Annotated in this window: 1 pseudogene; it reads right to left on the bottom strand. The window is 60.6% G+C overall.

What is annotated here, in order from left to right:
- A pseudogene (locus tag RHSP_RS34585) lies at nt 1–100 on the bottom strand (dihydrodipicolinate synthase family protein); the annotation flags it as partial.
- Nucleotides 101–203 lie beyond the last annotated feature (103 nt).

The raw sequence follows: 203 nt of genomic DNA, 5'->3' as shown, positions 1-203 counted from the left end.
CCTTGCCCTTCCTGACCAGCGCGTCGAAATCCGGGCTGCGGTCTTCCTTGCACGGGGTCATCAGCGCCGGGATCACGCCGGAGAAAATGCTTGAAGTCATCTGTCTGTCCTCTTGGGCTTGGCCTGTTGGGCTTGCAATGCATCGGCAACGAGCCCAGCCGAACTCACGGCCGCACGTCACCCTCTCCCAAACAGCTATACAG

Origin of the sequence: Rhizobium freirei PRF 81, assembly GCF_000359745.1 — a bacterium.
In the GTDB taxonomy this organism is placed as follows: domain Bacteria; phylum Pseudomonadota; class Alphaproteobacteria; order Rhizobiales; family Rhizobiaceae; genus Rhizobium; species Rhizobium freirei.
Note: the sequence above shows the minus strand (reverse complement) of the source record. Positions and strands in the feature narration are given on the sequence as shown.